Raw genomic sequence first — 21,537 nt, forward strand, 5'->3', positions numbered from 1 at the left:
GCTGGAGCAAGCGGATGGTTGCACGAATCGGCGGAACCGTGAGATCGGGCGTCCCGGAAAAAACGATTTGAGTGCGGGCGGCGGCGCCGACAGGATCGGTCGGTACCGATGAGTTCCTCCCGGCGCCACGGTCTACCGGTGTGACCGGCCACACGCGGAGGAGACTCACATGACGGAAGGCGCCATGCTCGCACCACACGCAACACCCACCCTCTCGCCCGGCCGCGTCACCGCCGTGCTCAGGATCCTCGTGCTGTCCACGTTCGTCGTGCTGCTCAACGAGACGATCATGGTCAACGCGATCCCGCGCCTCATGCGCGAGTTCGAGGTCACCGCGGCGGCAGCGGGCTGGCTGTCCACGGCCTTCATGCTCACCATGGCCGTCGTCATCCCGGTGACCGGATGGTTCCTCCAGCGCGTCACGACCCGGACCGCCTTCGGCCTGGCCATGGCGCTGTTCATCGCCGGTACGGCCCTGGCCGCGGCGGCGCCCGCCTTCTCCGTCCTCCTGGTCGCCCGCGTCGTCCAGGCCGTCGGCACCGCCGTCATGATGCCGCTGCTCATGACGACGCTGATGACGCTCGTCCCCCCGCAGGACCGGGGCCGTGTGATGGGCAACATCACCCTCGTCATCTCGGTCGCACCCGCCCTCGGCCCCGCCGTGTCCGGTGTGCTGCTCCAGCTGGGCACATGGCGCCTGCTGTTCCTGGCGGTCCTGCCCATCGCCGCGGCCATGGCGGTCTTCGGCCGGCGCAAGCTGGTCAACGTCGGCGAGCCGCAGGCCGGCCCGATCGACTGGCTGTCCGTCCCCCTGGCGGCCGCGGGCTTCGGCGCCCTGGTCTACGGCCTGAGCGGCCTCGGCGCCGGGGACGAAGCCCCGGCGGTCGTACCTCCGGAGGTCACGACCCTGGCCGGTGCCGTGTTCGTGGGCCTGTTCACCTGGCGGCAGCTGGCACTGCAGCGCTCCTCCACACCGCTGCTGGACCTGCGAGCACTGGCCTTTCGCCACTTCTCCGTGGCGCTCGGCCTGATGTGCCTGTCGTTCATGGCGCTCATGGGCGCGTTCATCCTGCTGCCGATCTACCTGCAGGAGGTGTGCGGCCTGTCCTCGCTGCAGACCGGGCTCCTGCTCATCCCCGGCGGCCTGACCATGGGCCTGCTCGGTCCCCAGGTCGGAAAGCTCTACGACCGGCTCGGCGCACCACGGCTGGTCGTGCCCGGAGCCGCGCTCACGGCGCTCTGCCTCGCACTGTTCGCCTTCATGGACGCACAGACCTCGCCGTGGCTGGTGCTCGTCGTCCATGTGGCACTGAGCGCGGGCATGGCGTTCGTCTTCACCCCCGTCTTCACCTCCGGCCTGTCCGTGCTCCCGCCGCCCCTCTACCCCCACGGCTCCGCGATTCTGGGCTCGCTGCAGCAGGTCGCGGCCGCCGCAGGCACCGCGCTGGTCATCAGCGTGATGTCGGGGCGCACCGCCACGGCGGCGGCCGACGGCGCCGACCCCACGGACGCCCTGGCCACCGGCATCCAGTGGGGATTCGGTGTCGGCGCCGTGCTCGGCGGACTGACGGTGCTGGTCGCACTGCTGGTCCGCACCCCGCCCGTGCCGCAGGAGCCCGTCGCGCCGGAGATCCAGGACGAGGACGGCACCCCGACGGACAAGACCGCCCGCACGCTCTAGGGCGGGTTGCGAAAGTAGCGCCTGCCCGACGGCGCCTGGCACGCACGCTCTAGTCGCCCCGGAGCGTCCGCTGCCTCCGCGGACGCTCCGGGGGAGGCCCCCTTTAGGATGCGTCCCGGTAGAACACCTGACGGGGGAGTTTTTCGATGTTCGGAATCATCAGGCCGTGCCGCCATCGGTTGGGCGAGGGCCTGCGTACGGAGTGGATGGCGCACCTGTGCGGGCTGTGCCTGGCGTTGCGCGGCGAGTACGGGCAGTTCGCGAGGGTGGCCACCAACTACGACGGCCTGATCGTCTCGGTGCTGACCGAAGCGCAGTCGGAGCGTACGGGCGACTGGCGGCGAGGGGCCGGTCCGTGCCCGCTGCGCGGGATGCGGTCGGCGGACGTGGCACAGGGCGAGGGCGCGCGGTTGGCGGCGACGGTGTCGCTGGTGCTCGCCGCCGCGAAGATACGTGACCACGTCGCCGACGGCGACGGCCTGCTGGCGCGCCGCCCGGTGGCGATGGCCGCACGCCGGGTCGCCCGTGGCTGGGATCGCGCGGGTGCGGCGGGCGGCGACCGGCTCGGCTTCGACACCTCGGTGCTGATCGAGGCTGTCGAGCGTCAGCCGGAGATCGAGCGGTCGACCGGCCTGGGCGGCTCGCTGCTGACGGTCACGGAGCCCACGGAAACGGCGACCGCCGCCGCCTTCGCGTACACCGCCGTACTCACGAACCGCCCCGACAACGCGGAACCGCTGGCGGAAGCCGGCCGTCTCTTCGGCCGGCTGGCCCATCTGCTGGACGCCGTGGAGGACCTGGACGCGGACGAGGCGTCGGGTGCGTGGAACCCGATCGCCGTGACCGGCGCGGACCGCGCCGAGGTGCGCAGGCTCTGCGACGACGCCGTCCACGGAATCCGGCTGTCCCTGTCCGACGCCGTGTTCGTCGACGGGCGACTGGTCCAGGTCCTTCTCGGCGGCGAGTTGGAGCGCGCCGTCGATCGGGTCTTCGACCCCCGGCACCGCCACCATCAGCACAGCAACCAGGCGAAGGGGCTGCGCATCCTGCCGTGGCTGGGGCGCCGTACGGCCACGGGGGATCCCCTGCCGCAGACGGGGACGGGCGAGACGTGCGGAGTCGGAGCGCTCGCGGCCCCGGAGGGCGCGCCGACGGCATCGGGCCGACGGCCGGAGGGTGAGTGCCCGCGGTGTCACGAGTGGCGCCGAATCTGTCCCGATTGCAGGCTCTGCTACAACTGCTGCCGCTGCGACGACGACGTGGATTCGGGTGACGGGGAGTCCTGGCAGTTCGGCGACGGCAACCGCCAGGGCGGCGGCTCGAACCGGGAGGGGTCGGGAAGCGGCGGTTCCGGCAGGGACGGCTCCGGTGGCGACGGCTGGTCCGGCGGGCCCGGCGGCGGAAACTCGGGAGGCTCCTCCGGCGGTTCAGGCGGAGGCCACGGCTCCGGCGGCTCCGGCGGCGGCTCGGGTGACGGCTGCGGCGGGGGCTGCTGCAACCCCTGCAAGTGCTGCTGTGACTGCTGCGACTGATCGACTGATCGGCGGACGAACCACGCGGGCCCCGGAGGGAGAGCCGGGTAGGGGTGCCAGGGGCTCGCGTGGTCCCGGGTTGACGGTGAGGATCCTCGGCGGGTCGGTTCCGAGGCGGCCGTTCGCGTCAACATCAGGCTGATTCCATTCGAAAACCTTCGTACGGCAAGGGTTTTGTCGAGGCCCGTTCACGTGGGCGCATTACTCTTCATTGACTCGCCCTTGGGCTTGCTTTGGCGAATTCCGATGATGAGGTGACGGAGGGAGGTGGCCTCGTGATGCCGTCCGTCCGAACGGGATCGACCCTGCGTGTGCCCCTCCTGCTCGTCCTCACCCTCGCCTGGACCGCCTGGTTGCTGCCGATGCCGGCCGGGGCCGTCTCCCTGTTCCAGGAGTCCGGTGCCCGGGACGTGGTGGCGGTCGCCGCGTACGAATCCGTCCACGCCGAGGGCGATCGGGCGGACGTCCGCCGGGGCTCCGCCCTCCAGTACGACCGGCGGCGGGCCGTCAGCACGTCCGCGAGGCCGCTCGGCCCGCCGTCCTTCGTCATGCGCACCGACCCCTGCGGCGGCCCGTCGGCAGGCCGCTCCGCCGGCGGGCCGGACACCCGGGCGAGACCCCTCGCCGCTCACCACGCCCCCTTGCTCCAGGTCTTCCTCTGCTGACGGTTCGGTACCGACCACATCGACCTGTCAGCCCGACGCGCCCCCACGACGCGCCAGGAGGAAACCTTCATGCTGTCCTTCGTCACCAGCGACCACGGCTTCGGACACGGCCCTGAGGAGCCGGCCCCCCACGTCTCTGCCCCGGTCCTGCCCGCCCGCTCCGCCCATGCCCGGCCCGGCCGTCCCCATGACGGGGGCTCGGGTGCCCGTTCCTTCGAGGCGCTGTGAGGAGCGACGTCCGCATGCCCCGGTCCTTCCCTCACCTGCGGCAGGACGCCGCCGCCTCGCTCGTCGTCTTCCTCGTCGCCCTCCCGCTCTGCCTCGGCGTCGCCGTCGCCTCGGGAGTCCCCGCCGAACTCGGCCTCATCACCGGCATCGTCGGAGGCATCGTCACCGGCCTGATGCGCGGCAGCAGTCTCCAGGTCTCCGGTCCCGCCGCCGGCCTGACCGTGCTCGTCCTCGAAGCGGTCCGGGCCTTCGGGCTCCCCGCGCTCGGCGTCATCGTGCTCGCGGCAGGCGTGCTGCAGATCGGCATGGGCCTCCTGCGCTGGGGCCGCTGGTTCCGCGCGATCTCCCTCTCCGTCGTCGAAGGGATGCTGGCGGGCATCGGCCTGGTCATCGTCGCGGGCCAGATCTACGCCGCGACGGGCCTCACCGCCCCGCACTCGGGCATCGACAAGCTCACCACCCTGCCGGGCGCGCTGATCGAGGCCCTGGGCAGCCGTACGGCCCTCGCCGCGCTCGCCGTGGGAGCCGGTACCGTCCTCGTCGTCGTCGGCTGGAAGCGGATGCCGGGCCGAGCCCGGGCCGTGCCCGGTGCCCTGGTGGCCGTCCTGCTGGCCGCTCTCGCGACTGCCCTCCTCGACCTTCCGGTGGAGACCGTGCGGGTCAGCGGCGTGCTGGAGGCCGTCCAGCTGCCGGGGGCCGATGCCCTCGCGTCCCTCGCCGACCCGGCCCTCCTCGGGACGGTTCTCGCGTTCGCCCTCATCGCCTCCGCCGAGTCGCTGTTCAGCGCGGCGGCGGTCGACCGCCTCCATCCGGGACCACGTACCGACTACGACAAGGAACTCATGGCCCAGGGCGCGGGCAACACCCTCTGCGGCCTGCTCGGTGCCCTGCCGCTCACCGCGGTCATCGTGCGCAGCTCGGCCAACGTCGAGGCGGGCGCCCGGACGAAGGCGTCCCGGGTCCTGCACGGCGTCTGGCTGCTGCTCTTCGTGGCTCTGCTGCCCGCGGTCCTCGCGTACATCCCGCTGGCAGCCCTGGCGGGCATCCTCGTCCACGCCGGCTGGAAACTCATCCCGTTCGCCGGCGTCCGCAGGCTCTGGAACCACGACCGGGGCGAAGCCCTCGTCCTCGTCGCCACGGCGACGGCCATCGTCGCCGTCGGTATGTTCGAGGGCGTCCTGATCGGCGTCGTACTGTCGGTGGCGAAGGCCGCCTGGGACGCCTCGCACCTGCGGATCGAGCAGAGCGAGGACGGGCACGACACGATCCGTGTACGCGTGCAGGGCACGGTCACCTTCCTCAGGCTGCCCCAGATACTCGACAGCCTGGAGGCCCTGCCCGGCGACCGCCGGGTGGTTCTGGACCTCTCCGGGATCCACCATCTCGACCACGCCTGCCGGGCCGCGCTGGAGTCGTGGGCCGAACGGCACAGTGGCTCCGAGAGCGTGGTCGTCCGCTCCGACACCCCTCCCCACCGCCGATCGGTCCTGGCCGCCGAGAGGGGGCGGAAAGCGCTGTGAAGTGTCCGGGTCTCAGGCCGTCTGCGGCCCCATGATCCGGACCAGGAGGTCGTCCAGACTGACCAGACCGGTGAGTTCGCCTGCCTCGTCGCGTACGAGGGCGAGGGAGGCGCGGCGCCTGCGCAGCTGCTCGATCGCGCCGGAGACCGTCTCCGTGGCGGCCAGTTCGGGCACGGGGCGGGCGAGTTCGCGTGCGGTCAGGGCCCGGCCTCGGGTACGGGCGACGAGGGCGTCGCGGGCGTGGACCGAGCCGAGGACGACGTCGCCGTCACGGACGAGGAGGCGGGAGCGGTCGGCTTCGGACACCTGGGCGAGGAGTGCGTCGAGGCCGGCATCGGCGGGGACGGCGACGAAGTCGGCCACGGGGGTCTGGAGTTCGGCGACGGGGGTCTGAGGCTCGGTGAGCGAGCGGGTGATCAGCTGGGAGTCGGTCCTGTTGATGAGGCCGAGGCGCGCGGACTCCTCGACGAGATGGGTGAGCTGCTCGCGGTTGTGGACGGCGGCGAGTTCGTCGCGCGGCTGGACGCGGCACATGCGGACGAGCGCGTTGCTGACCTTGTTGAGGAGCTGGATCAGCGGGCGTACGGCCTTGACCACGGCCCGGAAGGGCGGGGTGAGGAGCATGGCGGAGCGCTCGGGGTGGGCGATCGCCCAGGACTTGGGAGCCATCTCGCCGAGGACCATGTGGAGGAAGACCACGACCGTCATGGCGACGGCGAACGCGATGCCGTAGCCGAGTGCTTCCGGCAGCCCGAGCCTGACGAGCAGCGGGTCGAGTTCGTGGGAGATGGCCGGCTTGGAGATGGCGCCGAGACCGAGGGTGCACAGGGTGATGCCGAGCTGCGCGCCGGCGAGCATCAGCGACAGCTCGCGCATGCCGGCGAGTGCGGCCTTCGCGCCGCGCTGTCCGTCGGCGACCGCCTTCTCGATGCGGTGACGCTTGGCGGCGACGAGCGCGAACTCGGCGGCGACGAAGAAGCCGCTGCCGATGAGCAGCAGGACGGTGACGAAGACGGCCATGGGGAAGCTCATGCCTGGGCCTCCTCGGCCGTGGCGGTGGACGGGAGGCGTTCGAGGCGGACGCGTCCGGGGACGTGGCGGTCGAGGCTGAGGACGTCGATGCGTACGTCGTCGACGGTGAGTCCGTCGCCGATGGTCGGGAAGCGGCCGAGCCGGTCGATGACCAGGCCGGCGACGGTGTCGTAGTCGTCGTCCCCGGGGAGGGCGATGCCGGTGGCGTCCTCGATCTCGTCGAGGCGGCGGCCCGCGTCGACGCGCCAGCCGTCGCCGTCCGGGACGGCGAGCGCGACGACCGTGTCGCTCTCGTCGGCGATGTCGCCGACCAGTTCCTCCGCGATGTCCTCGTACGTGATGACGCCGGCGACGCCGCCGTGCTCGTCCAGGACGACGGCGAACTCGTCGTCCGCCTCCCGCATCCGCGCCACCGCCTGCGGGAGCGGCAGCGTGTCGGGCAGCAGCAGCGGCGCCCGGTCGGCCTCCCCCGCGGTGAGGGTGTCGAAGCGGTCGGCGGGTAGCCGGGCGAGGTCACGTACGCCGAGGACGCCGGCGACGTCGTCGGGGTGGTCGCCGAGGACGGGGTAGTTGGAGTGGCCGTGCCGGGCGATCAGCTCGACGGCCTCGGTGAGGGTCGCGTCCCTGCGGACGAAGACGGCGTCTGCGCGCGGCACCATGACCTCGTCCAGGGTCCGCTCGGAGAACTCCAGCGCGTGGTCGAGGAGCTCGGCGGTGTCGGCGGGGAGCTGCCCCTGTTCGTGGGACTCGCCGATGAGGTGGCTGAGCTCCTCCAGGGTGGCGCCGTGGTGCAGTTCCTCGACGGGCTCGATGCCGGCCTTCCGCAGCAGCCTGTTCGCGGCGCCGTCGAAGACGCGGACGACCGGTCCGACGATCTTCAGATAGGCGAGGGTGGAGGTGGCGAGGGACTTGGCGAGCCGCTCGGGGACGGCCAGCGCGAGGTTCTTGGGCGCCAGTTCGCCCAGGACCATCTGGAGGACGGTGGCGATCACGAAGGCGAGGACGACGGAGACCGCGGACACCGCCCCGTCCGAGAGGCCCGTCCCGTCCAGGGCGGGCTTGAGGAGCGCGGAGACGGACGGCTCGGCGAGGAAGCCGACGACGAGGCCGGTGACGGTGATGCCGAGCTGGGCGCCGGACAGCATGAAGGAGAGGCGTTCGAGGACCTTCAGTGCGCGGGCCGCCCGCTTGTCACCGGCCTCGGCCTCGCGGGCCAGGGCGAGGCGGTCGGCCGCGACGTAGGAGAACTCCTGGGCCACGAAGTAGCCGGTGCCGGCGGTCAGTACGAGGACGGCCAGCAGGCCGAGTACGGCGTTCATCGGCTACCGCACCCCGTCGGTTCGGAGGGGTGCGTCGGTCTGGCGGACAAGCGGGTGCTCCTTGTGGTGCGGTGATCAAGGCCGGAGCGGGCAGGCCCACCCGTCGCGGGCCGCTCGCTCCTTCTCGTCGTCGGCGGAATCGGTACTCACCGAGACCGCAGGCTGCTTCTACATCACTGTAAAGGAAACGCAAAGTGACATCGAGAGCCGAGGGGCAACCGTAGGACCCGCGGCAGCGACGGAGAGGGCTCAGACGCGCCCTCGGGCCGCACGTTCGCCCGAGGCGTCGTGCCCCGAGGGCAGGTGTCACCCCCTCCGGGGCCGAGGCGGGGCCGTGCGGGAGGGGTGCCACGCGCGCAGGCGCAGACTGTTGCCGACCGCCAGCAGCGAGCTCGCCGACATGGCGACGGCGGCCACCATCGGGTTGAGCAGACCGGCCATCGCCGGGGGCACGGTGACCAGGTTGATGCCGAAGGCCCGGGCGAGGTCGGCGCGGATCGTGGCCACGCGGAAGTGGAGCGCGGGCACCAGGGACAGGACCGGGACCGGAACCGCCAACAGGGCGGTGATCAGGAACCGGTTGACGCACGCGACGCACGTCATGCCTCCGACGGCCCGGTCCGTGGTGCCGAGGTCCGTGGTGCCGAGGCCCGTCAGGACCTGGCCCGCGGGGACCCGGCCCGACTCGACACGGACATCGCGGGTTCGGCCGTCACCGGTGCCCTCCCTCGTGCCCGTGCCCGTGCCCGTGCTCCGTGACGCGGGGGCCGTCCGTGGGCGACGGGCGGGTGTCCGGACCCATGGGTCCGACCGCGGCCCCGAGTGCGTACGACCCCACGAAGACCAGCACCAGCAGGGCCAGGTACCCCCACAGGAGGGCGGCCGGCCGGTACCTGGCGGGAGCCGCTTCCTTACGTGGTCGCCGCGAACGCGACGAGGATTCTCGGGTGGTGTCCACCGGCCGCTCCTCCAGAGCACGACTGCCGCGCCGCTCGGACCCGGCACGCCTCTGGAGGAGTCGGACGCCCGGGCGTCCGGGTTCCGGCGGGGAGGGGCGGGATCACCCGCGCACAGGAATCCCACCCCCCGCATCCGCCCGGGTACGGCGGGTCAGGCGAGGGCGAGCGCCCTGGTGATCCGCCTCCCCGTGGGTGCCGCGCTGCCGGGCGGGACGCGGTCGGTCGTGGGGGCGGGTTCCTCGTCGCCGCGCAACAGGGAGACCAAGGACATCCGCGCACGGGCGACGCGCGAGCGGACCGTGCCGACCGGACAGCCTATGGCGTCGGCGGCCTCGGCGTAGGGAAGGCCCAGGAGTTGGGTCAGGACGAACGCGTCGCGCCGCTCGGCGGGGATGGAGTCCATCAACTCGGCGAGCGCGACCCCGTCCTCGAAGCCGGGCAGGCCCAGCGGCTGGGTGTGCTCGGCCTCCGCCTGCCAGTCGTCGCGGTCGGACAGCCGGGGTCGCGCGGCGGCGTGCCGCAGGCTGTCGACCACGGTCCGCCGGGCGATCGAGAGGAGCCAGGTGCGGGCCGAGGAGCGCCCCTGGAAGCGGGGCAGCGCGGCGATCGCCCGGAGGAAGACCTCCTGGGTGAGGTCGTCGGCCGCCTGGCGGTCGGCGCTCAGGTACGCCACGTACCGCCACACGTCACGGTGCAGGGCGCGGACGAACAGATCGGCCTTTGCGGGGTCGCCGTCCCGGGCGGCCAGGGCGAGCCGGGTGGTCGCCGCGTCGGTGTCGGCGTCCGGCGCGTGCGCCGAGCGGGACCGTCCGGCGGGTTCCTGGGAAAAGGTGTCATGGGCAGCGGTCATCGCCACACGTCCTTACGAGGCAAGGGGAATCCGGCGGCGCGCGGGAACGCGGCAGCGCCGGTGAGGGGTCAGGCCTGCCGTTGCGGCATGGCCGATGCCCGGGCGACGGCGTCGCGGCGTGCGTGCCGTCGGACTCGGGGATCCGGCTGTCAGGCGACAGCGACCACCCTCGGTGGACCTCGGGAGACGACGGAGTGGGCGAGCAGGAGCCGCTGGGGAGCGCGCTCGTCACCGGCGCGGAGCGGCCGGAGCCGGGGAGGCCGCGACGGTACGGGGACGACGGCGGCGAGCAGGAGGCGCAGGGGCCGGAAGAGTCCCAGGGGCCGCGTGCGTACGAGACGGAAGACGGCGCGCTCGCCGTACGCCATCCACAGACCGCTCAGGAGGGCGGCGAGAAGGTGCGCGGAGAGCATGCCGAAGGACGAGGACATGTCTGTCATGTCGTGCGCGACGACTGAGTGGTCGACAGCGGCCTGCCCCATGGACGTGTGGCCCATGGACATGTGCCCCATGGCCCCGTGTGCCATGGACGCGTGATCCAGGGGGCCGTGTGCCGTGGACGCGTGAGCCATGGGCCCGTGTCCCATGGCTGTGTGAGCCATGTCGGTGTGGGCGATGTCGGTGTGGGCCATGTCGGGACGGCCCGTCTCCACCGGCCTGCCGGGCATCGGCCCGGCGACGTCCTGCTGGTACGCGGAGAACACGGCGTGCAGCACGCTCTGGACGGCCACGCTCGCCGTCGTCACCGCCAAGAGGCCGCGCTCGCGGCCCGCCTGGATCCAGGCGACGGTGACCGTGCCGGCGAAGGCGAGACCGAGCGCGGGCGCGGGCAGGTCCTGACCCGACATCAGGACGTGGCCGGTGGACGCGAGCAGCACGCAGACGGCCGCGAACATCGCGGCCCGCACTCCTCGCGAACATCGGCCTGGTGTCATGGCGCGCCCATCCTTGCACCCCTTCCCGCAGGCATGAGGGTGGGTACGGCCGTCACAGCCGCCCCCTCGGCCTGTCGTCCCATGAGTACGCGACTGTGGCGCGCCCCACAAGTGCGCCCCGGGAACTTCCGGCCCGCTCGCGACGACTTCTCGACGTCGACGACGGAAGGACCGACCGTCGCGGGGGAGGGAGACCACGTGAAGTCCGTGCGTCCGGAGGAGACGTCGGCCACGAGAGCCGAGGACGTCACACCACGCGGGCTGACCGCGCTCCTGACGACGGCCATGGCCTTCTCGATGATGCAGCTCTTCCTGCTCGGGGCGCTCGGACCGCGCCTCGTCGACGGTCTCGGCCTCTCGGAGACGCTGCTCGGCCTGACGACCACGGTCGGGTTCGGCACCGCCGCCCTGCTCTCGCCCCTCGGCGGCCGGGCCGTGGACCGGATCGGACCCCGGCGCGCTCTCGTCGTCCTGCTCGTCGTCTCGGCGGCGGCGCTCGGGCTGATCGGCGCGGCCCCGGGGCCGGCTCTCCTCCTCGTGGCGGTCGCGTTGGGCGGTCTCCCGCAGGCGCTCGCGAACCCGGCGACGAACAAGACGATCATGGCGGCCGTCCCGGTCGCGCGGCGGGGCGCTGTCACGGGTGCCAAGCAGTCCGGCGTCCAACTCGGCGCCTTCGCGGCCGGGTTGCCGCTCGCGGCGGTGGCCGGCCTCGTCGGTTGGCGGGGCGCGGTGTGGGTGGCCGCGGGGGCCTCCCTCGCCGCCGCCCTGTGGGCCTGGCGGGCACTGCCGGCCGACAAGCCGCCGCAGCCCGGCATTCCGCAACCGAGGACCGGTATCCCGCCGCCGAAGACCGGCAACCCGCAGGCGAGGACCGGTAACCCGCCGCCGAAGACCGGCGTCGCGCCCCCTACGTCGGCCGCGTCCGTCAGCCCTGTGCCGTGGCTGGCCGGCTTCTCGCTCTTCCTCGGCGCGGGCATCGCCTGCGTCAACACGTATCTCGCGCTGTTCGGGGCCCAGCGGCTCGGCATGGGGTCGACGGCGGCGGGGGCGCTCGTCGCGGTCCTCGGCGTCGCCGGGATCGCCGGCCGGGTCGGCTGGTCCCGCGCGGCAACGCCCGGGCGGGCCCCCTGGCTCCCCGGCCTGCTCGCTGTCGCCGCCGTCGGCGCGGCCGTACTGCTCGCGGCCGCCGTCCAGGTCGAGCCGCTCGTGTGGGTGGCGGCCGTGGCGGTGGGCGTGTTCGCCGTCTCCGGCAACGCCGTGTCGATCGTCCTCGTCATGCAACGCTCGGCTCCGGGGAGGGCCGGGCAGGACTCGGCGCTGGTCGCGGCCGGCTTCTTCGCCGGTTTCGCCCTGGGGCCACCGCTCTTCGGACTGCTCGCGGAGCGCGGTCGGTACGGTGCCGGATGGGCCCTGGTGGCAGGGGAGTTCGCCGTGGCAGGGGCGGTCGCCCTCCTCTGGGCGGTCAGGGACCGACGCACGGCACGGGGTGCGGCGTGACTGCGGTGAAGGGCTGGGCCGGGGAGGCGCTGGAGCTCCTGCTCAGACGGGTCGAGGAGAGCGCCGGGCAGGTGGGGTCCCGCTTCCCGCTGTACGCGGAACCGGCCGGAGGGCGCTGGACGACCACCGGGCGGGGGTCGTGGGCCGGAGGCTTCTGGGCCGGGTTGCTCTGGCTGCGCGCCCGGCACACGAAGAGGGCCGAGGACCTGGCGGCGGCGTCCGCCGCCACCGCCCGGCTCGCCGCCTGGGCCGAGGCCGACACCGCCACCCGTGGCCTCATCCTCTGGTACGGGACGGTCCTGGCGGTCGAGGACGATGCGGCGGCGGCCCTTCGCGAGCGCGCGGCGAGGACCGCACTGGCCGCGTGGGACCCGGTCCTCGGCCTGGTCCCGTGGGGCGCGGCGCTCGGCGGCCCACGGCTGCGGGCCCGCGCCGACGGCGTCCCCGGCCTTGTCTCTCTTCTGGCGCACGCCGGGCCGGAGGGGCGGACGGCCGCCGCCGCACACCTGCACCGTCACCTCGACCTCTGCCTGTCGGGAGAGGGCGGCGGGCGGCCCCGGCCGGCGTGGCGGCGGGACGAGACGCGCGGCGGCTGGGCGGCCGATCCCGATCCCGCGCCGGGCTGGACCCGGGGTGAGGCGTGGCTGCTCCTGGCGGTCGCGGACGGTCTGCTCCTGGCGGACAGCCCGTCCTGGCGTACGGACCGGCTGGCCGGGGCGGCCGAACACCTGCTTGAGCAGGCGGATTTCCTCGACGGTCCGCTCGTCCCGCCCGCCGAAGCCCATGAACCCGCAGCCCCTCCGGACACCTCCGCCGCAGCCGTCGCCGCGGTCGCGCTGCTGAAGCTCGCCCGCCTCCCCGGAGTCGCGTGGGCGACGCCGTGCGCGGAACGGGCCGAGGCCGTCCTGCGCCAGCTCGTGGACGTCCACCTCAGCCGGCCGGGCGGCTCCCGCCCGGCCGGCATGCTCCTGGACGGCTGCTACGAGGCGAAGGGCGGGACCGCCGTCCGTCACGAACTCGTCTGGGGGGACTTCTTCCTGGCCCTCGGCCTGGCCGCGTCCGTCGGCCGGGCCGACCTCACACGGGTGTGACCGCCGGTCCCGCCCGCCTGCTCCTCAGCACGCGCCCGGGCGGACCTCACAGGGGTGTGACCGCCGGTCCCGCCCGCCTGCTCCTCAGCACGCGCCGGGCCACCGCCGAGACGTGCTGCTCGTCGGGCCCGTCGAGGATCCGGGCCGTCCGCCCCGTGCGGAACAGGGCGGGGAGAGGCGTGTCCGGGCCGAGGCCGGCGGCCCCGAAGACCTGCACGGCCCGGTCGGCGACCTCCTGGAGCGCGCGCGCCGCCGCGGTCTTCGCCAGGCCCACCTCCACCTGGGCGTCGCGCCCCTCCGCGACCAGGGCCATCGCCTCGTACACCAGGGGCCGGGTCGTCCGGAGCGTCAACAGCGCCTCGAAGACGTGCTGTTGGATGAGCTGCCGGTCCGCGAGCGGACCGCGTGCGCCCTGCCGCTCCACCGCGCGCTCGCACAGCAGGTCGAAGGCACGCTGTGCCTGGCCGACCCAGCGCATCGCCCGCAGGGTCCGGCCGAGCTGGAGGCGTTCGCCCGCGATCGTGAGTGCCTGGCCTGGTTCGCCGACGAGCCGGTCCTCGTCGACGTCCACGTGGTCGAGGTCGATCTCGTACTGGCCCGTGGTCCCGAGGACGGGCAGCTCGCGGACGATCCGGAAGCCGGGCGAGTCGGTGGGAACGAGGAGCAGGGACAGTCCGCCACGGTCTCCGGCCGTCCCGCCGGTCCGGGCGAGTACGGTCACCAGGTCCGCGTCCGCCGCGTTCGACACGAACCACTTGCGTCCCGTGACCGTCCAGCCGCCACCGGTCCGCCGCTCCGCCCGGGTGGCGGTGAGCAGCGGTTCGGTGCCGGGGGTGTCCGGCTCCGTCATCGCGTAACACGTGCGCAGCTCGCCGGAGACCAGCCGGCGCAGGTACTCGGAGCGAGCCCGCGGCGAGGCGTGCCGCGACAGCATGGTCACGTCCAGCAGAGAGGCCGACCCCAGAGCGGCCGGTCCGTGGTCGCTGGCGCCCTCGGCCTCGGCGATCGACGCGTACGCGCGCAACGTCAGTCCGCCACCGCCCAGTTCGGACGGGAGCGGCAGAGCCCACAGTCCGGCTTCCTGGGCCTCCGCCCGCAAGCGCGCCCGCAGCTCCCGGGCGGCCGGTCCCCCCGTGTCCAGTCGGGCCTCGCACGGGTACACGCGGTCGCGGACGAACGCCGACACCCGCTTCCGCAGCAGATCGAGGTCGGCGTCCACCGCCGTTTCCTCATGATCCGTCACTGTTTCCTCCGTTCGGGGAACTCGACAGAACGCGCGTCCGACTGTCTGCCCGTGGAAGTGGTCGGGCGTACCCGCCCGCCGGTTCCCGCGATCGTGACAGTTCCGTGCGCCGGCCATCGCCCGCGCGAGGAGAGGAGAGGCATGGCGTCATCAGCGCCCCCGCACACCGCGGCGCGCCGCCCGCTCGACGTCCCGCGTCCGCTCGACGCCCTGCGTGTCGGCATCGGTGGCCCTTCGGCCCTCACCCGGGTCGCCGCCGACCACCTGAGACGCCTCGGGGCGCGGGTGGAGGACACGGACGCGGGGGAGACCGTTCTCGGCGGCGCCGGGTTCGCGCCCGTCACCGCCCGTACCGCTTGGGGTGCGCGCGGCTCGGGAATCGAGGACGAGGCCACGGCCCAGGCCGCCACCGGCGTGATGGCCGTGCACGGCCGTCGCCACGGTGCGCCGCGCGGCCTCGGGGCCGACTTCGTGGCCACGGCCACCGGTGTGCTCACCGTCCAGGGGCTCCTCGCCGGGCTCGTGGCCCAGGCGCGCGGCGGCGACGGCCCTCGCCGGGTGAGGACCACGGCCGACCGGGCCGGTCTGCTCGCCGTCTCCCAGTACGTGGCCGCTTCCGGCGCCGACGAGCCGGAGGCCGTCGACATCGGCCCAGGCGGTCCGCCGTTCACCTCGGCCGAGGGCGTCGTCTTCGAGCTGGAGACGCTCGACCCCGGAGCGTGGGCCGACTTCTGGCGGGCCCTCGGCGCACCCGCCGAGGCGATACGGGCGGGATGGCGGCCCTTCCAGTTCCGGTACGCGACGGCCTGCGCGCCCTTCCCGCCGGTCCTGCACGAGGTCACCCGTACGCACTCCCTGGAGCGGATACGGCAGGCTGCCGCCTCCTCCGGGGCCGAGGTGTGTCCCCTGCGCACGCTCGCGGAGCGCGCGACGGAGGACGACGGGGCGGATCCCTGGTCCCTGCGCCGACTCCGCCCCGGCCTTTCCGCGGCCGCACGGCCCGTCTCCCCGGCCGGGCCGCTGGAGGGAATGACGGTCCTGGAAGCGGGACGCCGGATCCAAGCTCCCCTGGCCGCACACCTGTTGGGCCTGCTCGGTGCCCGCGTGATCCGGATCGAGCCGCCGGGCGGTGACCCGCTGCGCGGCATGCCGCCCGCCTGCGACGGGACCTCCGCCCGCTGGCTCGCCCTCAACCGGGGCAAGGAAGCCGTCGAGATCGACATCAAGTCACCCGACGACCGGCGCCGTCTGCGCGAACTCGCCTCCGAAGCGGACGTGTTCCTGCACAACTGGGCCCCGGGAAAGGCGGCCGAGCTCGAACTCGACGCCGAACACCTCGCCGCCGCCAACCCCGCCCTCGTCTACGCCTACACGGGCGGCTGGGCCGACCGGATCGCGGGCGCCCCCATGGGCACGGACTTCATGGTGCAGGCACGCACCGGGGTCGGCGAGGCCGTCCACCCCGTCGACGAGCCGCCGGCACCCTCCCTCATGACCCTGCTCGACGTCCTCGGCGGTCTGCACGGAGCCGAGGCCGTTCTGGCGGGGCTGCTGCTGCGTGAGCGCACCGGTCACGGCGTACGGGTCGACTCCTCGCTCCTCGGTGCGGCCGACACCCTTCTCGCCACCTCCCTGGAACGCGTCCTGCGCGGGCAGGACCCCCGGCCACCGGTCGGATTCCGGCACCCGGTCCGCACCTCCGACGGCTGGATCGCACCCAGCGACCCCTGTGCGGCGGCCGCCTCCGCGTACGACGTGAGCGGCACGTGCACCGAGGACGCCCTTCACCGGCTGCGCTCCGCCGGCCTGGCCGCGACCGCCGTCACGACAGACCTGGCCGACCTGCGGCACGACCCGCGCCTGTCCGGCCCGATCGGCCGGGACGCGCACGGTGCCCCCGCCGTTCCCGACCCCTGGAGCCTCGCGTGACCGTCACCCTCACCGACCTGCTGCCCGCCGGACTCCGCCGCTCCTGGGCGGTCGACGGAACCTGCCCGGACCTCGACCTCTACAGCCTGTTCCGGGCCCGGCAGATCGCCGACCTGCACCGGACCGCGATCCTCGACGCCAAGGGCAAGCTCTGTTACACGGCCCTCGACCGCAAGGTCAGAAGCCTGGCCGAGGGCCTGAGAGAGCTAGGCGTCGGCCCCGGGGACGTCGTCGCCGTCCAGCTGCCCAACCACCGCAACGCCGTCATCGCCGACCTGGCCGTCGCCGCCCTCGGGGCCGTGGCCCTGCCCTTCCCGGTCGGGCGCGGGGCGGTGGAGGCCGAGTGCCTGCTGCGCCGCGCGGAGGCCGTCGCCGTCATCGTCGCCGGCGAACACCGGGGCCAGGCTCATGCCGCCGACCTCGTCGCGCTCCGGACCGCCCTGCCGGCCCTCCGGCACGTGATCTCAGCAGGACCGGGCCCCGCACCCGAAGGAACGATTGCGCTCCGCGAGCTCCTCCGTACCGACCCGGCCCGTTTCGTCGCCGCTCGACCCGACCCCGACGGCGCGGCCCGCATCCTCGTCTCCTCCGGCTCCGAGGCGGAGCCGAAGATGATCGCGTACTCCCACAACGCCCTGGCCGGCGGACGGGGCAACTTCCTCGCCTCCCTCATCCCCGACGGCACCCCGCCCCGGTGCCTCTTCCTCGTCCCGCTCGGCTCCGCCTTCGGTTCGAACGGCACGGCGGTCACCCTCGCCCGGCACGGCGGATCCCTCGTCCTGATCGACCACTTCACCCCCGAGGCCGCCCTCGCCGCGATGCGGGAACACGCACCCACCCACGTCCTCGGCGTCCCGACCATGATCCGGATGATGCTGGAGCACATGGAACGGACGGGCGAGCACGTACCCGCCCCGACCGCGCTCGTCCTCGGCGGCGCCCCGCTCGACGAGGCCACCGCGTCCGCCGCCGCGAACGCCTTCGGCTGCTCCGTCGTCAACCTGTACGGGTCGGCCGACGGCGTCAACTGCCACACCGGCCTGGACCACAGGGTCCCGCCGACCGACCGCTCCGGCGTCGTCGCGGGACGGCCCGACCCGCGCGTCGCGGAGATCCGCGTCGCCGACCCCGAGAGCCACGCGCCGCTGCCCGACGGACAGATCGGCGAGATCGTCTCGCGCGGCCCCATGACTCCGCTCCGCTACGTCGCCTCCCCGGACCTCGACGCCCGCTACCGCACGCCCGAGGGCTGGGTCCGCACCGGAGACCTCGGCTACCTCGACGGGGACGGCGTCCTGCACGTCGTCGGCCGCCTCAAGGACGTCGTCATACGCGGCGGCGCCAACATCAGCCCGGCTGAGGTGGAGCGCGAACTGGCCGGTCATCCCGCCGTGCGCGACGTCGTCTGCGTGGGCGTCCCGGACACGCTGATGGGGGAGCGGCTGGTGGCGTGCGTCGTGGCGAGGGGCGGGGAGCGTCCGACGCCGGACGACCTCGGTGCGTACCTGACCGCCCAGGGCGTGGACCGGTACAAGCACCCGGAGCGCGTGCTGGTCCTGGACGCGCTGCCGCTCACCGCCGCGGGGAAACCGGACCGGGCAACGCTCAGGCGCCGGGCCGCACTGGACGAACGCCCCACCGCACCGGCCCCGGCATGAGGGAAGGGGGAGGGCCGCGCCGACGCGAGACCCTCCCCCCACCGCACGCGGTCAGGCCCCGCTCATCGCCTTCTTCAGCTCGGTGGCGGCGTTGCGGTACACGGCGAGCAGGTCGAGGTCCTCGCCCGGGTAGTTGACGATCTTCACCTGCTCGGCGCCGGTGTCGGGCAGGACGGTTCCCGTCGACATATGGGCGTTGTCGAGGACGAAACCGGGCTTCTTCGCGGAGAGCGCGGCCAGTTGGGCCGGGGTGACCGGCTCGGGGCCGTACGTCCCCACCGTCGTGGCGCCGGCGAGCCCGGCCGCCCAGCCGGTGAAGACCTGCGTGACGACGGACGGGCTCTTCCCGCCCGGCCAGGCGGACTTGAGCTCGCCGTTCAGCTTGGCGACCTCCCCGTCGAGCCGCTCCTTGAACTGAGCGGCGGCCTCCTTCGTGCCGAACAGCGCGCCGAGACGGGCGACTTCGGCACCTGCCTTCGCCGGGTCGTTGTCGAGACCGACCTCGACCAGCTTCGCCTTCGACCCGGCCGCCTCCTTGATCTTGGCGGCGTACGGCTCGAACGGCGCGTACAGCACGAGGTCGGCCTTGGCGACGGCGGCGAGGTCCGAGGGCTTCGGCTCGTAGTCGGGGGCGTGGTGGACCGACTGCGGGACGATCACCGTGACGTCCTCGGCTCCCGCGGCCTTGGCGAAGGCTCCCTCCCAGGTGGTCGTCACGACCACGACCGGCTTGTGACCCGTGGCCTCGCGATCCCCGGGCTTCGAGGCGTCCTCGCTCCCGCAACCGGTGAGGAGCGGGAGGCCTGCGGTCAGTGCGACGAGGGAAGTGAGACGGGCGGTACGGACGCGGGTGCGCGCCATGAGCTGTTTCTCCGTTCGGGGACGAGATGGGCGGCGAGGACGACGGCCCCCGCCGTGAGGACGAGGACCGGGCCGGGAGGCCAGTCCAGCCCCAGGGCAAGCAGGAATCCGGTGAGGTTGACGGCCACCCCGATGCCGACCGCCCAGAGGGTGATCGACCACAGCGAGCGGCCGAGCCGCCGCGCCGCGAGCGCGGGCAGCAGGGTCAGCGCGTCGACGAGCAGGGCGCCGGTCAGTTTGATCGCGCCGGCCACCGCGACGGCCACGAGCACGAGGAGCGCCGTGGTGAGGAGGCGGACCGGCACGCCCGAGCACTCGGCGAGCTCCCGGTCGTACAGCAGGAGGGACACATCCCTGCGCTTCCACCAGAACAGCGCGGGGACGACCACGGCGAGGGCGCCGAGGACGACCAGGTCGGCGGTGCCGACCGAAAGGATCGAACCCCACAGAAGCGCGAAGGCACCCGAGGCGTTGACACCGGAGACGGCGAGGACGAGCAGCGCGGCCGCGACGGCCAGGCTCATCAACAGGCCCATGGCGCCGGACAGCCCGTCGGGCGTGCGAGCCAGCGGGGCGACTCCCGCCCCGGACAGCGCGCACGCCACGAGCGCGCACAGCATCGGATCCAGTCCGGTGAGGAGTCCGACCGCGATGCCGAGGAGCGCCACGTGCATCATCGCGAAGCGCACCGGCATGATGTCGAGCCCGACGATGATCACACCGACCACCGGCAGGGCGACGGCCGCCAGGAGCAGGGCGAGGCCGGCCCGCTGGACGGGCACGAGCTGGAGCACGGCCCCGAGGTCGGCCGTCGCGAGCGCACTCACCGGACCTCCCTGAGCCGGCCGGCGGCCATCTCCAGGACCCGGTCGCACCGCTCGGCGAGCGCCCGGTCGTGCGTGACGACGACCAGCGTCACCGGCAGGGCGGTCAGCACGTCGGCGGCCTCCTCCTGCCCCTCGAAGTCGAGGGCGGCGGTCGGCTCGTCGGCCAGCAGCACCTGCGCCCCGGCCGCCACGCAGCCGATGGCCCGCGCCAGGTACATGCGCTGCAACTGCCCACCGGAGAGCGTGTCCACGGACCGGCAGGTCAGCGCACCGACGCCCAGCCGCTCGGCGGCCCCGGCCGCGTCGGCCGGGGCACCGCTGCTCGCCAGGAGCTCGTCCCCGCGCAACGGGAACCTCCCGGCGGCCGGCTTCTGCGGGATCCAGGCGCAGGACCGCCGCCGCCACGCCCACTCGGCGGCCGTACGGGCGGGCCGCCCGCCGACCTCGATGCTGCCGCTGACCTGCCGGTGCAGCCCGAGGACCGCGCGCAGCAGCGTCGTCTTGCCGGACCCGTTCGTCCCGGTCAACGCCACCCGCTCGCCGGCGGCGATCTCCAGATCGACCTCGGCGACCGCCTCGTCACGGCCGTGCCGGCACGCGACCCCCCGCATGCGTATGTCCAGTCCGCCCATCCCGTGCCCTTCAACTCCACCGTGCTCGTGCGATGAAGCAGTCGGACGGACGGTGCGCCGAGTTCCCGGGAATCGGGGCGCCGATGCCTCAGAAGTCGACGCGCAGAGTTGCCCGGACCGGACGGGAACCGCGAACCGCCCCCGCCCGACCCCTGTCATACCGTCACTCCAGGAACAGGAGCACCGTATGAACCGCAGGGCGTTACTCCGCGCCACCACCGCCCTCGGCGCCACCGGCGCGCTGGCCGCCACGGCGGCGCCTCCCGCGTCCGCGGCCACCCCGGACCCCGCCCGCCCGCTGCGCGTCCACATCGCGATAGCTGACCGTCGGCAACAGCCGACTGCACCACAACACCGTCATCGTCAGCGACGACACCGGCAGCGTCGCGTTCGGCACCGCCCTCGTCGGCTTCGCCCAGACCGCGGTCAGGAACAGCACCATCCACGACAACACGGCCACAGCCGTCGGCGGCATCGCGCGCGGCACCCTCGCCGATGCCTCCACCATGACCGTGAGCGCGACCGTCATCCGCGACAACACTGTCAGCGCGCCCGGCGGCACCGCGGCCGGCGCCGGAGCCGCGACCAACTTCCCGATGGCCATGACCAGCAGCACCGTCACCGGCAACCGCGCCTCAGCCCCTGACGGCGGCACCGCGCTGTCCGCGGGCATCCACGTCGCCGCCTCCGGCAACCTCACTCTGGGCAGCACCACCGTGCGCGGCAACACCGCCACCGCGCCGGGCGGCACCGCCCAGGGCGGCGGCATCGGCAACGCCGGCGGCACGCTGACGGCCGGCCAGGTGAACATCGGCAACAACACCGCCAGCGCTCCCGGCGGCACCGCCCAGGGCGGGGGCCTGTTCAGCACCGGCACGTCGACCCTGAACCAGAGCGCCGTCATCGCCAATCGCGCCACCGACGGAGGCGGCATCTTCGAGGCGGCCGGCACGGTCACCCTGAACAACACCGCGGTCAGGGCGAACACCCCGAACAACTGCGCCCCGCAGGCGAGCATCCCCACCTGCACCGGCTGAGCGACCCCGTTCGGATCCGCGTTCGACCCTAGGTCTGGCGG

At 73.7% G+C, this 21,537-nt stretch carries 19 protein-coding genes and 1 pseudogene; 10 read left to right on the top strand and 10 right to left on the bottom strand.

Annotated features, from left to right (window positions below):
• Positions 1-169: 169 nt before the first annotated feature.
• From ACF08F_RS09845 to ACF08F_RS09865, 5 genes are all read left to right on the top strand, one after another.
• Complete coding sequence (locus tag ACF08F_RS09845; protein WP_392298002.1) at positions 170-1,681, top strand: DHA2 family efflux MFS transporter permease subunit; 1,512 nt, start codon at positions 170-172, stop codon at positions 1,679-1,681.
• 146 nt (positions 1,682-1,827) lie between these two features.
• The gene (locus ACF08F_RS09850; protein ID WP_392298003.1) at positions 1,828-3,213 is read left to right on the top strand and encodes a DUF5685 family protein; all 1,386 of its coding nucleotides are present in this window, start codon (positions 1,828-1,830) and stop codon (positions 3,211-3,213) included.
• Between the two features lie 278 nt (positions 3,214-3,491).
• Positions 3,492-3,878, top strand: a complete 387-nt coding sequence (locus ACF08F_RS09855; protein WP_392298004.1) for a hypothetical protein — start codon at positions 3,492-3,494, stop codon at positions 3,876-3,878.
• Positions 3,879-3,947: 69 nt separating this feature from the next.
• Positions 3,948-4,106 carry a hypothetical protein gene (locus ACF08F_RS09860; protein WP_392298005.1) on the top strand — a complete coding sequence of 53 codons (159 nt, stop codon included), beginning with the start codon at positions 3,948-3,950 and terminating at the stop codon, positions 4,104-4,106.
• Positions 4,107-4,120: 14 nt separating this feature from the next.
• Entirely contained in the window at positions 4,121-5,626 is a 1,506-nt protein-coding gene (locus ACF08F_RS09865) for a SulP family inorganic anion transporter (protein WP_392298006.1), read from the top strand.
• 12 nt (positions 5,627-5,638) lie between these two features.
• Here the strand turns inward: ACF08F_RS09865 and ACF08F_RS09870 are convergent, their stop codons facing one another.
• From ACF08F_RS09870 to ACF08F_RS09890, 5 genes and pseudogenes are all read right to left on the bottom strand, one after another.
• The gene (locus ACF08F_RS09870) at positions 5,639-6,658 is read right to left on the bottom strand and encodes a hemolysin family protein (RefSeq protein ID WP_392298007.1); all 1,020 of its coding nucleotides are present in this window, start codon (positions 6,656-6,658) and stop codon (positions 5,639-5,641) included.
• On the bottom strand, positions 6,655-7,977 hold the full coding sequence (locus tag ACF08F_RS09875) for a hemolysin family protein (protein WP_392298008.1): 1,323 nt from the start codon (positions 7,975-7,977) through the stop codon (positions 6,655-6,657). Before ACF08F_RS09875 ends, ACF08F_RS09870 begins: the two co-directional genes overlap by 4 nt.
• 306 nt (positions 7,978-8,283) lie before the next feature.
• Positions 8,284-8,484, bottom strand: a pseudogene (locus ACF08F_RS09880) (hypothetical protein); the annotation flags it as partial.
• Between the two features lie 603 nt (positions 8,485-9,087).
• Positions 9,088-9,786, bottom strand: a complete 699-nt coding sequence (locus tag ACF08F_RS09885; protein WP_392298009.1) for a sigma-70 family RNA polymerase sigma factor — start codon at positions 9,784-9,786, stop codon at positions 9,088-9,090.
• Between the two features lie 149 nt (positions 9,787-9,935).
• Entirely contained in the window at positions 9,936-10,682 is a 747-nt protein-coding gene (locus ACF08F_RS09890; protein WP_392298010.1) for a hypothetical protein, read from the bottom strand.
• Positions 10,683-11,006: 324 nt separating this feature from the next.
• On the opposite strand from ACF08F_RS09890, the gene ACF08F_RS09895 reads away from it, so the two are divergent.
• Positions 11,007-12,218: an MFS transporter gene (locus ACF08F_RS09895; protein WP_392298258.1), complete on the top strand. Its 1,212-nt coding sequence runs from the start codon at positions 11,007-11,009 to the stop codon at positions 12,216-12,218.
• On the top strand, positions 12,215-13,309 hold the full coding sequence (locus ACF08F_RS09900; RefSeq protein WP_392298011.1) for a sugar ABC transporter permease: 1,095 nt from the start codon (positions 12,215-12,217) through the stop codon (positions 13,307-13,309). Before ACF08F_RS09895 ends, ACF08F_RS09900 begins: the two co-directional genes overlap by 4 nt.
• 46 nt (positions 13,310-13,355) lie before the next feature.
• Here ACF08F_RS09900 and ACF08F_RS09905 read toward each other — a convergent pair whose 3' ends face one another.
• On the bottom strand, positions 13,356-14,528 hold the full coding sequence (locus tag ACF08F_RS09905; RefSeq protein ID WP_392298012.1) for an acyl-CoA dehydrogenase family protein: 1,173 nt from the start codon (positions 14,526-14,528) through the stop codon (positions 13,356-13,358).
• 165 nt (positions 14,529-14,693) lie between these two features.
• On the opposite strand from ACF08F_RS09905, the gene ACF08F_RS09910 reads away from it, so the two are divergent.
• Both ACF08F_RS09910 and ACF08F_RS09915 read left to right on the top strand, forming a co-directional pair.
• Positions 14,694-16,481 (top strand): CoA transferase, encoded by a 1,788-nt coding sequence (locus ACF08F_RS09910; protein WP_392298013.1) that lies wholly within the window; start codon positions 14,694-14,696, stop codon positions 16,479-16,481.
• On the top strand, positions 16,478-18,139 hold the full coding sequence (locus ACF08F_RS09915) for a class I adenylate-forming enzyme family protein (RefSeq protein WP_392298014.1): 1,662 nt from the start codon (positions 16,478-16,480) through the stop codon (positions 18,137-18,139). The genes ACF08F_RS09910 and ACF08F_RS09915 overlap by 4 nt, the downstream gene beginning before the upstream one ends.
• 51 nt (positions 18,140-18,190) lie before the next feature.
• Here ACF08F_RS09915 and ACF08F_RS09920 read toward each other — a convergent pair whose 3' ends face one another.
• The 4 genes from ACF08F_RS09920 to ACF08F_RS09935 form a co-directional block, all read right to left on the bottom strand.
• Positions 18,191-19,000 carry a metal ABC transporter solute-binding protein, Zn/Mn family gene (locus ACF08F_RS09920; RefSeq protein WP_392298015.1) on the bottom strand — a complete coding sequence of 270 codons (810 nt, stop codon included), beginning with the start codon at positions 18,998-19,000 and terminating at the stop codon, positions 18,191-18,193.
• Positions 18,949-19,827 (bottom strand): metal ABC transporter permease, encoded by an 879-nt coding sequence (locus tag ACF08F_RS09925; protein WP_392298016.1) that lies wholly within the window; start codon positions 19,825-19,827, stop codon positions 18,949-18,951. Before ACF08F_RS09925 ends, ACF08F_RS09920 begins: the two co-directional genes overlap by 52 nt.
• A complete protein-coding gene (locus ACF08F_RS09930; RefSeq protein ID WP_392298017.1) occupies positions 19,824-20,459 on the bottom strand; it encodes a metal ABC transporter ATP-binding protein in 636 nt (211 codons plus the stop codon). Before ACF08F_RS09930 ends, ACF08F_RS09925 begins: the two co-directional genes overlap by 4 nt.
• 202 nt (positions 20,460-20,661) lie before the next feature.
• Positions 20,662-21,081, bottom strand: coding sequence for a hypothetical protein (locus tag ACF08F_RS09935; RefSeq protein ID WP_392298018.1), 420 nt, complete (start codon positions 21,079-21,081; stop codon positions 20,662-20,664).
• On the opposite strand from ACF08F_RS09935, the gene ACF08F_RS09940 reads away from it, so the two are divergent.
• Positions 21,062-21,496 (top strand): hypothetical protein, encoded by a 435-nt coding sequence (locus ACF08F_RS09940; protein ID WP_392298019.1) that lies wholly within the window; start codon positions 21,062-21,064, stop codon positions 21,494-21,496. The two genes, ACF08F_RS09935 and ACF08F_RS09940, sit on opposite strands and share 20 nt — an antisense overlap.
• The last annotated feature ends 41 nt before the right edge of the window (positions 21,497-21,537 follow it).

This window comes from Streptomyces sp. NPDC015130 (genome assembly GCF_043080005.1).
Classification (GTDB): Bacteria; Actinomycetota; Actinomycetes; order Streptomycetales; family Streptomycetaceae; genus Streptomyces.

What these genes read in the sequence shown, in the direction of transcription:
- ACF08F_RS09845 (WP_392298002.1), top strand. Translation starts at nt 170, where the DNA reads ATGACGGAAGGCGCCATGCTCGCACCACACGCAACACCCACCCTCTCG.
- ACF08F_RS09850 (WP_392298003.1), top strand. Translation starts at nt 1,828, where the DNA reads ATGTTCGGAATCATCAGGCCGTGCCGCCATCGGTTGGGCGAGGGCCTG.
- ACF08F_RS09855 (WP_392298004.1), top strand. Translation starts at nt 3,492, where the DNA reads ATGCCGTCCGTCCGAACGGGATCGACCCTGCGTGTGCCCCTCCTGCTC.
- ACF08F_RS09860 (WP_392298005.1), top strand. Translation starts at nt 3,948, where the DNA reads ATGCTGTCCTTCGTCACCAGCGACCACGGCTTCGGACACGGCCCTGAG.
- ACF08F_RS09865 (WP_392298006.1), top strand. Translation starts at nt 4,121, where the DNA reads ATGCCCCGGTCCTTCCCTCACCTGCGGCAGGACGCCGCCGCCTCGCTC.
- ACF08F_RS09870 (WP_392298007.1), bottom strand. Translation starts at nt 6,658, where the DNA reads ATGAGCTTCCCCATGGCCGTCTTCGTCACCGTCCTGCTGCTCATCGGC.
- ACF08F_RS09875 (WP_392298008.1), bottom strand. Translation starts at nt 7,977, where the DNA reads ATGAACGCCGTACTCGGCCTGCTGGCCGTCCTCGTACTGACCGCCGGC.
- ACF08F_RS09885 (WP_392298009.1), bottom strand. Translation starts at nt 9,786, where the DNA reads ATGACCGCTGCCCATGACACCTTTTCCCAGGAACCCGCCGGACGGTCC.
- ACF08F_RS09890 (WP_392298010.1), bottom strand. Translation starts at nt 10,682, where the DNA reads ATGTTCGCGGCCGTCTGCGTGCTGCTCGCGTCCACCGGCCACGTCCTG.
- ACF08F_RS09895 (WP_392298258.1), top strand. Translation starts at nt 11,007, where the DNA reads ATGGCCTTCTCGATGATGCAGCTCTTCCTGCTCGGGGCGCTCGGACCG.
- ACF08F_RS09910 (WP_392298013.1), top strand. Translation starts at nt 14,694, where the DNA reads ATGGCGTCATCAGCGCCCCCGCACACCGCGGCGCGCCGCCCGCTCGAC.
- ACF08F_RS09920 (WP_392298015.1), bottom strand. Translation starts at nt 19,000, where the DNA reads ATGGCGCGCACCCGCGTCCGTACCGCCCGTCTCACTTCCCTCGTCGCA.
- ACF08F_RS09930 (WP_392298017.1), bottom strand. Translation starts at nt 20,459, where the DNA reads ATGGGCGGACTGGACATACGCATGCGGGGGGTCGCGTGCCGGCACGGC.
- ACF08F_RS09940 (WP_392298019.1), top strand. Translation starts at nt 21,062, where the DNA reads ATGACCAGCAGCACCGTCACCGGCAACCGCGCCTCAGCCCCTGACGGC.